The following is a 12,869-nucleotide window of genomic DNA, read 5'->3' on the forward strand; positions in this document are numbered from 1 at the left end:
GAGGCAGTACATGCTCCTACACTACCAGTATCCAGAGTAACAGCAGGAACACGCCTACTACTGTTACCACAAAATAAGATTGTATTTTACCATTCTGGAGCATCCGTACCAGCTGCCCCGCCGAGCGGGTTGTATAGACGGTCAGGTGCACACCGCCGTCGGCTATGTATCGGTCAATCCAGCTTATTAAATGGGCTAACACTACTGACGCCCTGGCTATGAAATCAACCACTGCATCCAGCAGCCGCACTTCTACCTTATATAGAAACTGCCCGAATCGCAGCATGGGTACCAGGAAGAACTGGTACTGCGAGTTTTCTTCATTATAATCAGCCAGTAGATTACTAGTCTGGAATATACTCTGCCGATCTGTCGGGTTGGTAGAGGTGTTGCCAATAAAGCCACCTCCGGAGGTAGCCTGTCGGTAGGCTAGGAGAATCCCGGCAGCGGTTACCGCAACAGATAGTACAGGAATGGCGAGAGAGTGGTGCTCAGCAAAGGCATTAAGACTTGAGATGAACCAGCCGGAGTCCGCGTCGAGCGGATTCAACGAAAACCATATAAATAGTGATAGTACCGCCAGTAGTGCCATAGGTACCCACATAGTAGCAGGCGACTCATGGGGATGTACAGTGGGATTTTTATCAAATCGGGGCTGGTCAAAGAACACCAGCCACACCTGACGTGTCATGTAGTAGGCCGTCATTCCGGCGGCTAGTACCGCTAGTATGGGTACGATATAAGCAAGAGTACCATGATGACTGGCCCAGGCAAAAGCCCGGATAAATATGGCATCTTTAGAGAGGAAGCCTGAGAAGAAGGGCAAGCCCGCCAGAGCCGCTGCACATACTACAAAGCAGACGAACGTAATGGGAAGTACCTTCTGCAATCCACCCATGTTCCGCATATCCTGCGGGTCAAAATCAGAGGTATTTCCATCAGCCGGAGTCATGGCATGAATCACCGATCCTGACGACAGGAAGAGGCCAGCCTTGAAAAAAGCGTGGGTAGTCAGGTGAAACAGGGCGATCTGCCAGCTACCAAGCCCAACGGCTAGTACCATCAGTCCCAACTGGGAAATGGTAGAGTAGGCCAGTACCCGCTTGATATCCCACGCTCCGGTAGCCCTTATGGCTCCATGCAACATAGTAATAGTACCGATGATAGCAATGACAAGCTGGGCAGTAGGAGTAAGCAGGAAAGCAATACGGGCCAGCAGGAATATACCCGCCGCGACCATAGTAGCCGCGTGTATAAGCGCCGAAACGGGAGTAGGCCCTTCCATGGCATCAGGTAGCCAGGCCGACAGCGGAAACTGCGCTGACTTACCCACGCATCCTCCAAACAAACAAAGGCCTATACCCGTCAGCAGTCCTATGGGTAGATCTGTGATGGCTAGCGCCACAGCATCAAAGTCGGTGGTACCGGTATAGTACATCAGCAACAATATCCCTGTAAGGAAAGCAGCGTCACCAATACGATTAAGTATAAAGGCCTTCTTGGCTGCCCATACCGTCCGGGGGCGGTGGTACCAGAATCCGATGAGCAGGTACGAAGCAAGCCCCACCAGCTCCCAGAATATGTACATGACAAGCAGGCTACCCGACAGGATAATCCCGATCATGGAGAATATAAACAGCTGCAGAAAAGCAAAGTAACGATACAGGCTGCGCTCGTGACTTAGGTAGGTTGTGGAGTAGAGCTGCACCAGCAGGGCCACAAAATGGACCAGTAGCAGCATCAGCCACGTCAGGGAGTCATAGCGGACAGGTAGCTGCAGGGTAAAACTACCCATCTGGATCCAGTTGAATCGCAAAGTAGCTATACCAGATGGATCAGCATATACGATACTTATCAGTAGACCAAGTGCGGTTATAACGATAGCCAGCACGCCCGCCATACGGTTGACACGACGTCCACCGGCCCATAGCCCCACAAAAGTAAGGAAGGGTAATCCCAGAAGCAGTAGTGTACTTAGTGTATAGGAGGATGCAGGCATGAAGCGGACTAAAATTTGACTCGGCAAATATCCTTAATTCAGCGCCTATTTCAAACCCGCTTAGATGTCTTTCTCAACATCGTCAGACTGCACCTCGCCGTGCAGAATATCCAACAGCCCCTTTACCTCATACACGGTACGGTTGTAGGAGTTGCTGAGAAGGATTATAACGAAGTCATCTTCTTTGTTCATCCACATGATGGTATTGTAGCCTTTCCACCATCCGGTATGGTACATATATCGTGTCTTTTGCTGCTCATCCAGGTGTAGGCGGAAGCCGTAGCCGTAGTTTCGGAAGCCAAATTTTTCAAAGCTGCGCGGGGTGAAGGCTTCTTCAAGGGTTTTCTTACTGATCAGACAGCCCGCCATTAATCCTTTGTAGAATCGGTACAGGTCCTGAGTAGTGGAGTATACTCCTTTATCTCCTACCACTTCGTCATAGTAATCTTTCGGAATGACCTGCCCGTGCTGATGCCCTACGGTACGTAGTTGGGTAGAGTCGGCAGGCCTCGTAATCAGAAAGGTGCGATTCATCTCCAGCGGCCCGAATATGTGCTTATGCAGGTAATCGCTGAACGCCATACTGGATACCTTTTCAACAATGGCAGCGAGTACCATATAGTTGGTATTGCTGTAGCTGAATGAACGCTCCGGAATATTATACCGCTGGGGAGTAGGCTTTACGGTAGCGAACCACCGCATTATTTCGATGTTTGCAGGATACTTGCGCCCATGCCGCACACTATCCATGAAGGAGTAGGCATAGTTGGGTAGGCCGCTGCGGTGGCTGAGCAATGAACTGATTTTTATTCCTTTATAAGGAAAGTTTGGAAAGAAGCGCTGGATGGTATCCTCCAGGCTGATCTTGCCCGCTTCCTTCAGCTTAAGTACTGCAATAGCCGTAAAAGGCTTGGACAAGGACGCCAGCTGAAACGTATGATCACTGCTTAGGGAGTCTTTGGCGCGCAAATGAGCATAACCAAAAGAGTTCTGATACAGGATAACTCCCTTTTGGGCTACCAGCACATTACCATTAAAGCCGGCCAGCCGTTTCTTCCTGAAGATTTCTGCAATCTTTACAGCTTTTTCCTCTGCATTGATCTGCTTCCGTATATCCGCTTCCTGCTCAGGTGTAAGTGGACTACCGATACATTCAGTTAGCCAGTCTTTGGATTCTTTAACTTTACTATGTTGGGTTTTCTGTTCGCAGCCAAAGGTTGCTATAACCATTGCAGCCCATACAACCACCCATTGCAATTTCTTCATCACTTTATTAATCACCGGCTACTAAGCCTTCAGGAGTCCACAAAAGTAGGCGTACAGTTACTTTTTTCCTAACGTACGAGTACTTTGGTATGTTGCCTGTGACCATTCTGTTCTAGTGAAAGTAAATACAATCCCATCGGTAGCGGTTGTTGAGGTAGTAGCTCCACCACATCGCCACCTGGGTTGTGGGCCCGGAATGAAATTTCCTGTCCCAGCAAGTTAGTCAGCCTTAGCGATGATACATCAGTTCCGTACGTACGTAGCCGGATTACCTGCGATGTAGCCGGATTAGGACTTACCAGTACCATCGGCACACCAGGCCGTACAATGGCATCAACTACCTTTGAATACTCATATGTACCGTCGTTATCTACCTGCCGCAGCCGATAGTAATTAGCGCCGGGCTGCGGGCTATTATCAATAAAGGTATACTGGTTGCGGCTCTGGGCCTCACCGGCCGCCGCTATACGTCCGATATCATCAAACTCTTTCAGATCGGTACTCCGCTGTACGATAAACTCCTTGCTGTTGCGCTCCCAGGCAGTTTCCCAGGCCAGCTCTACCTGATTGCCCGTTGGCTGGGCACGGAAAGATATCAGGTCAACGGGAAGTATTCCACTCACATCACGGATCAGGAAGTCCGAAAGACGGATAATACCTGCTCCTGCCTGAAACCGGAATGAAAAATCAGAAAGTGCTACCTCCGAACCCGATATACGGGCATAGTTGCGGAGAAAGCGGTCATTATTTATCCAAAGGTCAAAAGATTTGGGATTGAGAATATCTTTTGTACCTAATGGCGTCAGATAGGGGAGTGGAGTACTCTCATTATTCATTACCCAGGTAATAAGTACAGAGCCACTGTAAGTACCGCTGTTAACAGCATTGGTTCCCGTCCTACGGAAAGAAAACCTGTTGTTGCCAAGAAAGTTGACCGAAAACTTGGCAAAAATATTCTGATCGTTAGGAATGGAGTTGTCGGTACTTGACAGATTTTGCCCTACATTGAACGTAGCCACCGTACTTGTTAGGGAGGTATCGAGTGGAACAGACATCCTTACCTGATAATACATGGTAGTAGGCACTGGAGATAAATTTGTAGAGCGAACAATTCTGCCACTACCTGAGCCGGCCGAGCCTGTACGCTCAAACTCCACATAGCCTTGTCCGGAGTTTAACCTTAGAATAGCGCCATTTTGAACATAGATAGCGTCAAACTGAGTGGAGTTGGGGGTACCGGAAGTATAAGGCCCCGGACCCGTAAAATTCTGCTGAAAGAGGATGTTTTGGGCAAAGGCAGCGGGTACAACTAGTAGCAGCCCGGCAATACCTGCCAGACATAGAGTACGAATGTAGGTGTGGTATAGGTGTTGCATTGTACTGGACGCTTTTGCTGTTATAAATAGAAGCTACTCGTATAACTCAACTCTACAAAGATAGTTATCAGAAACTTACACTTTCTTTGACTACTTCCAGGTCACTAAAAAAGCAGTCCAGTTGCTAGCTTTTACTTATTATTTTTTTGGCCATACCTACTGTATTGATCAGTGCCAGCCATGATTTTCTTTTTAGGGTATCCAGCGTATTGGCTACGGGTACATAGGTACTGAAGTTCAGAGGGCCATATGTATTATTGATATACTCCCTGGCTCTTTCTTCTGCCTGCCAGTAGGTGTCTGACTTAAAATAAGCACTGGTACCACTCCCCGAGCTCTCGAAGGGGGCATGTTGGGCGTAGTTTTCCAGGGTCAGATGCTTGAACTTGTAACCCCGCTTCACCATATCATGCGACCAGATCGTACCGGTATCGCTCCCATGCCATACCCCACCAAAGCAGCCAATAGGTCCATTAGGTAAGGTTTCCTTCCGATATTTCTCTACGTCTATCATGGCGCAGAACTCGTTAAGGCGACATTCCGGCAGGATATGTACCCTTCCATTGCGTATAACGTTCAACTGAATATCCTTGCGGGGAGTGCTGTGGCTTTCGGTAAGAGCTATGGCTTCTTCCATGGTCGGTATATACTGATCATAGCGTTCGGGGCCACATACATTTGCCCAACTTGGGCCAGCTGGGCAGCTCCAGCACTGACCTACGGGCCCCACACCAACCAGCTCCTTAGGACCCTTTTCGAATATGTTCAGCATATCTCCGATCATGTCGCCATGAAACAGAAGGTCATTGTGCATCAGACACAGGTACTTCTTATCGGTTACCTCCAGAGCATACTGATACATGATGCTTTGCCTGAATCGGGTATCCGTTTTGGCTCGTTCGTAATCCATAACACCAGCCCCGAGTGCATGGTAAGGGTAGTGAACAACTAGGTTGACGTCATCATTTTTGAAGTAATCTATCACTTTAAAAATGCCGATATAGTCATCATGAGGTTGCAGTCGCTGACGGGATAAATAAATCTTGTCAATGTGCTGTCTGCTGTGCTTTAATAAAGACTTAATTGTAACTATTGCCTGATAGGGCTTACCATAAAATGCAATACTAACATCTACTTTAACACTCATTTGGGGCTCTCAATATGTAAAGGATGAAACTGCATTCAGCATAACTAAATACATCCTGCTTGGTTGAAGTTTAACGTAAGTTTTTAGTGTGCGCAGGTAATAAGGCTCTATATGACAGTACTTAATGCGTTGCAAAAACAGCAGCAGTTTATACAGCCGTTCTAATACAAAGTTAGAAAGCTTATCACAGGAGCAAAACAGTAACTGGTAAATTGAGATTTTAAATTTAACTCTTGAGCCTATTATACTGTCTCAACTACTTAACTATAGGGAGAGTCGCAACCGGGAAATAGCCAGAAAGATGCTGGTAATCTCGCCTGAATAAGAATACTAATGGCTGTTTTACAATTAACGAACAGAGAAAGAACCTTCACCAACCCTGAATCCTTCGGAGAATAGCTCTACTGTATACGTTCCTGATGGGAACGGTGTATTCCGGTCGTACATGATACTTACATCCTGATTGTTATTGGTATAGTTGACCTGCTTACTGACTGTATAGGTCTCCTCACCTCCATTGATCTCGAATGTACCGGATCCCGTAGCGACATCGGAAAGTACAGCACCCTGCGGATTAAGAACGCGCATATATATAGTCTTCGGCTCCTGCTGAGTAAGAGGGTTCTTTTCCAAAATAAAATCAACTCGTACTTTATCAATCCGGCGTGAGCGTACATTTTCGCCTTCGCGTACCTTGCCTTTGGATGAAATAGCGTACACCTTCACGTTACGCGCCCGTAGCGCCGAAGCCATCGTCACTTTTTCTTCCAGCTCCCGGTTTTTACCTACTACGTCCTGTAAAGAATCACTTAATACCTGCCGCTCCTGGACAAGAACAGTCGTTTTGGTAACTAGTGAGTCATTGCGGCTTATTAGTTGTTGATTTTCTTCCCTAAGTTGGGCAAGTTCCTGGTCTTTCCTCGTCAGAAATGCCTCATACTCTTTTACCTTCTGGCTCATAGAGGCATTACCCCGACGTAGTGCAGCCCTATCTGCTTCCAGTTGGGACTTCATTTTCTGCAATTCTTCTACATCTCCCCCCAAGCCTTCTACTTCAGCTATGCGGGCATCCAACTGTTTGGAAATAGAATCCAATTTGATCTCGGCGGTAGCCAATTCGGTCACACGTGTCTCAAGATCCTGCTCCTGCTTGACAGTAATGTTGCGCTCATGATAGTACAAATATCCAAAAACGGCGGCCAGTACTGTCATCAAGATCAAACCCACCAGCAAGCCGGTACTGCTTCTGTTCTCCATGTGAAGTGTGGTTAGGTGAAAAAACTATTTACTACCCTCGTCTAACGAAGAAAATACCATTCCTTGTCTGTATCCTGGCTACTGATAGGTGATCGTAACTATGTAAATATAGTATTTGGCTGGTTATGAATCTATTTTTAAAACAGGTCGCTATAAATATCTAATATGTATTAAGTATAGTAAGAGATGGTAGCGTATGAAATTATAGTTAGTAATCACCTCCGGCGCCACCTCCCCCGAAGCTTCCTCCCCCGAAGCCACCAAAGCCGCCTCCACTGCCTCCCCAGTTGCCGGAGTGACTGCCTCCGCCTGAGTAAGTCGTGTAGGGCCAGAAAATGGGTCCACCGCCCCTGCCGCTGCGATACCCTCTGCCGCCGCCTCCCCGTCCGCCCTTGCTACGGGAGATGATAATCATAATAATGATGAAGACAATAACAAAGATCATGAAGCCGGATGGCCCCTCCTCACCTTGACTTGCCGAAGGATCCGCTTTATACTCCCCGCTGGCGTACTTGATGATGGTATCAATACCCTGGTCCAGGCCCTGGTAGTACTGCTCGTTCCTAAACTGGGGGATAATTACATCAGATATGATACGATTGGCAATGGCGTCAGGTATGGCTCCCTCCAGGCCGTAGCCCGTAGCTATAAATACCTTTCTATCCTTAGGAGCCCACAGTAGTACAATACCATTGTTTTTGTCCTTTTCGCCCACGCCCCACTCACGGCCCAGTTTGAAAGCATAGTCTGCTATGGGGTATTGGCCGGTGGTAGGTACTATCACTAGTGCAATTTGAGAGGAGGTGGAGTCGTCGTAAGCTACCAGCTTACGTTCCAGAGCGGCTCTTTGGTCCGCACTTAATGCGTTGGCAAAGTCATTGACCAGTCGGGGAGGGGTAGGCCTGGCCGGTATGTCCTGTGCTAATGCGCCAAGTGCAACGGCCAGCGTTATTATAAAAGAAAGAAGTAGTTTTTTCATGACGTAGCTTTACCCAAACGATATATCATCGGGTAGTTCGTTAATGTCGTCCGATTGGTACGGGAAGTAGGTTTTAAGCTGTATACCTGCCTCCTGTATTCCTTTGCATAATCCTTCCGTAAACTCCCCCCGCGAGAAGTGGTGGCGGAGCAGTTCTTTGGTACTGTCCCAGAAGCCATGGGGGACTTTCTCGTAGATCCCCTTATCACCGATCACAGCAAACTTGTGGTCTTCGTAGGCAAGATAGAAGAGTACCCCATTCTTGAGGGTCGTTTTCTGCATTCCCAGCTCTTCAAATACTTCCTTGGCTCTCTCAATAGGAAGGCCATCCGGGCAGTATTTTTCAATGTGTACCTTGATCTCTCCCGAAGTCCTGTTCTCAGCCTGCTTGATAGCGGCCACAATCTGTTGCTGGTCTTCCGGCCCTAAGAAATCCTGTTCGCTGGACATACCTTTTGCGGATATAGTGAATAGAACAAAACGCCACCTACCCCAGCCAGAGGTAGTGTGGCGTTTCACAAAAATAGGTTAGAATTGTACCGATGGAGCGGTTTGAGCGGCCTGCGAGGCTTCGAAATAGCCTTTTTGCTGAAACCCGAACACACCGGCAAACATGGCCGCCGGGAAGGTACGTACCGACTGATTGTAATCCCTTACTACGGTATTAAAGTCGTTACGGGCTACCGTTATTCGGTTTTCGGTCCCTTCGAGCTGAGCCTGCAGGTCCCGGAAGTTCTGATTCGCTTTCAGGTCCGGATAGCGCTCTACTGTTACCAGTAGCCTTGATAGTGAGCCACTCAGCTGTTCCTGAGCCTGCTGGAATTTCTGCACGTTCTCCGGAGTCAGTTGATCTGCCGAGAGGTTGATAGAAGTAGCCTTAGCACGAGCTTCTATCACTCCCTGAAGCGTACTTTTTTCAAAGTCAGCGGCTCCTTTTACTGTATTCACCAGATTAGGAATCAGATCGGCCCGGCGCTGGTACTGGCTCTGTACCCTGGCCCAGGCTTCATTTACATTTTCATCTTTATTTACCAAACCATTATAGGTACTACAGCCAAAGAACCCGAAAACAAGGACCAGGGCTATAATGATAATTAGTGCTCTTGACATAGTTATTAAATTGTAAAAGTGTATGATTTGATTCAAAGGTATCCAATATCAGACCAGCGCGACAGTGAATCTACATCATCGGTCTTCGGATGGCTTCAACCACTTATCGGCATGGATGATTGGCAAGGGGTACTCAGCGCCCAACGTAACTCCATATTGTTGCTGCTCATCTGGGGTAAGCTGCCACACACACTGCACCTTTTCGGCAGGTACAGCGGCTAGTTCGGGTAGCCAGTGTTTTACATATGCCCCCTCTGGATCGTAGTAGGTAGCCTGCGAGAGGATGTTGAAGTAGCGGTTGAGGCGTGGGTCATTGCCTACACCCGCTACGTAGTTCCAGTTGCACCAGTTGCTGCATACATCATAATCTACCAGCTGGCTCTCAAAGTACTGCGCGCCCCAGGTCCAGTCAATGCCCAGATCCTTAGCCAGAAAGCTGGCCACATTCTGCCGCCCCCGGTTAGACATGTACCCCGTAGCCTGTAGCTCACGCATATTGGCATCTATAAAAGGTATACCCGTCTGGCCTGTCTTCCATTTCTCAAACAGCTCCCGGTTATGGCTCCATTTTGCATTTACATCATGCTTGATACCCGATGGTTTAAAGATACGGGTGCCGTGCCGTAACGCTACAAAGTGGAAGAAGTCACGCCAGATCAGCTCGAATATGAGCCAGTAGGTCGACTCATTGGCTACACGCTCTGCTTCGTACCGCCGAACCTCTTCATAGATATAGCGGGGAGACAGGCACCCCAGTGACAGCCACACCGAGAACTTTGATGAGTAATCAAGACCCAGCATACCATTGCGTGTTTCCTTGTAGGTACGCAGTCGGTCCTCATCCCACACATAGGTTCTCAGACGCTGCAGGCCGGCGTCTTCGCCGCCTTCAAAGACCGGAGCCTGCTGACTATTATCGCTGTTTATTTCTGCCTCTGAAAAGCCAAGCTCCGCCAGGTCCGGCAGGTCACCCGGTACATAGTCAGCCGGTAGCTTTATATTGGTAGGATGAGCGAACGGAGGCCGTACCTGACATTGCTCCTCAACCGTCTTCCGGAAGTCAGTGAATAGGTCCGGTAGTCGGGAGATCCAGAAGGGCAGGTCACGCGGGTGGTAAAGAGTAGCCGTCCAGATCAGTTCAAAGTCCACATTAATGACTTTGAGCCGCTTGCTGAGGGATGATTCTACCGTCGTTTCTTCCAGCGCTATTTCTTTGCTAGTAAATACCTCCTGAGCATCGTACTGCTCAGCCAGTTCAGAAATTAGTTTCTCCGGCTCGCCCACTCTGATCAGCAGTTCTCCGCCTTTTGATCGTATGTTTTTACGCAGGTTATCCACTGACTCAAGCAGGAAGCGTGTTCTGAATAAACCTGTTTTCCGAAAGCCTAATTCAGTTTCAACAAAAATTCTGGGATCAAATACATACACCGGTACCACTTCGTCTGCCTCCTGAGTGGCACGCAGAAAGGCCTCATTATCGTGAAGACGCAGGTCGTTTCGAAACCAGTAAATAATACGTTTAGCCATTTGACTTAATAATTCTTATAAAATAGTATAACTCCCTTAACAGAGTTTTGTGCACAAAAAAAGCGGGGTGAATCCATTCACCCCGCAAAAGTATCTAAATCAGGAAAGACTAGTAGCTCAATATGGTAAACTCTGTGCGACGGTTGCGCTGATGTTCTTCCTCGGTCCTGGCGTTCTGGACAATAAGCTGCCGCTCTCCGTACCCTCTTGCCGTCAGGCGATCGGCGTCTATGCCTTTGGAAACTATATAGTTAACTGCTGACTCGGCCCGCTGCTGCGATAGAGTCATGTTGTAGGCATCCGTAGCGCGGGCATCAGTATGTGAGCTAAGCTCAATTTTCATAGACGGATTATCTCTCAGGATTTCTACGAGCTTATCCAGTTCCTGCGCCGCGTCAGGTCTGATATTATACTTGTTTAGATCGTAGTAGATGTTGTCAAGTACAAAAGTTTTGTTCAGCTCCAGGCTATCCAGCCGTACTGTCACCCGATAGGTAGTATCCGTTACTACTTTGTTGAGGAAGATCGGCGGGATAGACCGTCCATCCATGGAGAACGGCGTCCGTCGACTGATGTAGCCTTTGCGCTCTACCAGTAGTACATACTCTTTGCCTTCTTCTAGTTTATAATCTCCAAATTTACCCCGGTCACCCGTTACCAGACGTCCTAACTCTACGTCGGCACTATCGGCCAGGATACGTACCGTAGCTGAGTCAATAGGGTTAGCTTTGGGAGAATTGGACAGTACCTCACCTGCCAGGAAGTAGCGTACTACTTTTAACTGGCCATTGATACGTGTAGGATCATTCTGAGCAATGACAGTGGTATCAGGCTGATCTTCTGTAGGTGCTGAGAAATAGTAGATATCATCATCTCCCTTACCGCCTTCGCGGTTAGAGGTAAAGAAGCCGTTGTCGGTACCTTCATGGAATACCAATCCAAAATCATCCTGCGGAGTATTAAAAGGCACCCCCAGGTTGTCTACTGAGATCACGCCCTGCGAGCGGGTCGCAACAAAGAGATCCAGCTTGCCCAGGCCAGGGTGCCCGTCCGAAGCAAAGTATAGTTTACCATCAGCCGCCACGTAGGGGAACATATCATCACCGGCCGTATTGATGTCTTTACCCATGTTGACTGGCTTGCTGAAGCGGCCGGAGGCATCCATGTTGGTACGGTAGATATCGGCCCCGCCTGCCCCGCCCGCCCGGTCAGAAGCGAAGTAAAGCGTTTTGCCATCACGTGAGAAAGCGGGTGAGCCATCCCAGGCCAGTGAGTCATTGACCGGTAAGTAGCGTGGCTCGCTCCATTGCCCATTTACCAGGCGACTCATGTACAGGTCCACGTTCATGGTACCCTTGCGCTTGCCGCTGTTCCCTCTGGCAAATACCATCGTCTTGCCATCAGGGGTAAAAGTAGGGGAGCTTTCGTTGGCATCTTCGGCAAATATGTTGCTGCTAAAGAGGGTAGGGCTACCTCCTGATTCGCTGGGTGCTTCGCCTATTTTGATTTTGTACAGGCCCAGCATAGGCTGGCCGTTGTTCTTATATACTTTCTCTTTTTTGGAAGCCGACACCAGTAGTTCATCACCAAGTATAGCCGACGAGAACTCCGAGCCCGGCGTATTGATAGGCAGGTTTTCCAACTTTGCCTCCATCTTTTTCTGCCCGATACGATCCGTGATCTTCAGCGTTTCGATCTCACGTAGGGCACGATCCTGTAGATTTTTCTTGGCATTGGTATTCTGTGCGAACTGCGCGAACTGCTCTCGGGCCTCATCATACTGCCCTGCAGCTTTCAGAGCATAGCCGTAGTGAAACCTTGCATCCGGATCAGTCAGGCCAGCCTGCAGAGCCTTCTGGTAGAAAGGAATGGCCTCGCGGCTACGGTTGGAAAGCCGGTACGATTCCGCAATCAGGTAGTTGGTCTGGACGGGTTCGTAATTGGCGGAAGCAGCCCGCTGGAAATCTTTAATGGCAAGATCATACTCACCATTCTCAAATTTCTTAACGCCCTGCTTATATGCTTGCATGGTAGGGTTGCAAGCTACCATAAAAACACTCAGTGTAAGGACAATAGCCCATGGAGTGTAGAGGCACCGCAATATATTCATAGTGGTAGGTAAAAAAGCGTCTTCTAAGTCTGCTGTATTTGTTAATTACTGATTGACAATACTAATAAAACAACCTCTGTAAAGAAAATTCTACAATC

General features: G+C 48.4%; 10 protein-coding genes. All 10 read right to left on the bottom strand.

Going from position 1 to position 12,869, the window contains the following annotated elements; translation table 11 throughout:
- Positions 1-16: 16 nt before the first annotated feature.
- Positions 17-1,999 (bottom strand): NADH-quinone oxidoreductase subunit L, encoded by a 1,983-nt coding sequence (nuoL, locus tag JUB14_RS02615; RefSeq protein WP_207504207.1) that lies wholly within the window; start codon positions 1,997-1,999, stop codon positions 17-19.
- Between the two features lie 60 nt (positions 2,000-2,059).
- Positions 2,060-3,265 carry a serine hydrolase domain-containing protein gene (locus JUB14_RS02620; RefSeq protein ID WP_207504208.1) on the bottom strand — a complete coding sequence of 402 codons (1,206 nt, stop codon included), beginning with the start codon at positions 3,263-3,265 and terminating at the stop codon, positions 2,060-2,062.
- A gap of 68 nt (positions 3,266-3,333) precedes the next feature.
- Positions 3,334-4,641 (bottom strand): T9SS type A sorting domain-containing protein, encoded by a 1,308-nt coding sequence (locus JUB14_RS02625; RefSeq protein WP_207504209.1) that lies wholly within the window; start codon positions 4,639-4,641, stop codon positions 3,334-3,336.
- A gap of 124 nt (positions 4,642-4,765) precedes the next feature.
- Complete coding sequence (locus tag JUB14_RS02630) at positions 4,766-5,788, bottom strand: hypothetical protein (RefSeq protein ID WP_207504210.1); 1,023 nt, start codon at positions 5,786-5,788, stop codon at positions 4,766-4,768.
- A 348-nt stretch (positions 5,789-6,136) separates the two neighbouring features.
- Positions 6,137-7,045, bottom strand: a complete 909-nt coding sequence (locus tag JUB14_RS02635; RefSeq protein WP_207504211.1) for a DUF8428 domain-containing protein — start codon at positions 7,043-7,045, stop codon at positions 6,137-6,139.
- A gap of 208 nt (positions 7,046-7,253) precedes the next feature.
- Positions 7,254-8,024, bottom strand: a complete 771-nt coding sequence (locus JUB14_RS02640; protein ID WP_207504212.1) for a TPM domain-containing protein — start codon at positions 8,022-8,024, stop codon at positions 7,254-7,256.
- Between the two features lie 9 nt (positions 8,025-8,033).
- Complete coding sequence (locus JUB14_RS02645) at positions 8,034-8,474, bottom strand: TPM domain-containing protein (protein WP_207504213.1); 441 nt, start codon at positions 8,472-8,474, stop codon at positions 8,034-8,036.
- A gap of 78 nt (positions 8,475-8,552) precedes the next feature.
- On the bottom strand, positions 8,553-9,134 hold the full coding sequence (locus JUB14_RS02650) for a LemA family protein (RefSeq protein WP_207504214.1): 582 nt from the start codon (positions 9,132-9,134) through the stop codon (positions 8,553-8,555).
- Between the two features lie 75 nt (positions 9,135-9,209).
- Positions 9,210-10,661 (bottom strand): DASH family cryptochrome, encoded by a 1,452-nt coding sequence (locus JUB14_RS02655; RefSeq protein ID WP_207504215.1) that lies wholly within the window; start codon positions 10,659-10,661, stop codon positions 9,210-9,212.
- Positions 10,662-10,770: 109 nt separating this feature from the next.
- On the bottom strand, positions 10,771-12,771 hold the full coding sequence (locus JUB14_RS02660) for a CHU_0125 family OmpA-like outer membrane integrity protein (RefSeq protein ID WP_510187062.1): 2,001 nt from the start codon (positions 12,769-12,771) through the stop codon (positions 10,771-10,773).
- Positions 12,772-12,869 lie beyond the last annotated feature (98 nt).

Origin of the sequence: Telluribacter humicola (genome assembly GCF_017355935.1) — a bacterium.
GTDB classification, from domain to species: Bacteria; Bacteroidota; Bacteroidia; order Cytophagales; family Spirosomataceae; genus Telluribacter; species Telluribacter humicola.

Excerpts from the sequence above, each read along its gene's own strand:
- JUB14_RS02645 (WP_207504213.1), bottom strand. The coding sequence starts at position 8,474 with ATGTCCAGCGAACAGGATTTCTTAGGGCCGGAAGACCAGCAACAGATT.
- JUB14_RS02655 (WP_207504215.1), bottom strand. The coding sequence starts at position 10,661 with ATGGCTAAACGTATTATTTACTGGTTTCGAAACGACCTGCGTCTTCAC.
- JUB14_RS02640 (WP_207504212.1), bottom strand. The coding sequence starts at position 8,024 with ATGAAAAAACTACTTCTTTCTTTTATAATAACGCTGGCCGTTGCACTT.
- JUB14_RS02650 (WP_207504214.1), bottom strand. The coding sequence starts at position 9,134 with ATGTCAAGAGCACTAATTATCATTATAGCCCTGGTCCTTGTTTTCGGG.
- JUB14_RS02660 (WP_510187062.1), bottom strand. The coding sequence starts at position 12,771 with ATGAATATATTGCGGTGCCTCTACACTCCATGGGCTATTGTCCTTACA.
- JUB14_RS02625 (WP_207504209.1), bottom strand. The coding sequence starts at position 4,641 with ATGCAACACCTATACCACACCTACATTCGTACTCTATGTCTGGCAGGT.
- JUB14_RS02635 (WP_207504211.1), bottom strand. The coding sequence starts at position 7,045 with ATGGAGAACAGAAGCAGTACCGGCTTGCTGGTGGGTTTGATCTTGATG.
- JUB14_RS02620 (WP_207504208.1), bottom strand. The coding sequence starts at position 3,265 with ATGAAGAAATTGCAATGGGTGGTTGTATGGGCTGCAATGGTTATAGCA.
- nuoL (WP_207504207.1), bottom strand. The coding sequence starts at position 1,999 with ATGCCTGCATCCTCCTATACACTAAGTACACTACTGCTTCTGGGATTA.
- JUB14_RS02630 (WP_207504210.1), bottom strand. The coding sequence starts at position 5,788 with ATGAGTGTTAAAGTAGATGTTAGTATTGCATTTTATGGTAAGCCCTAT.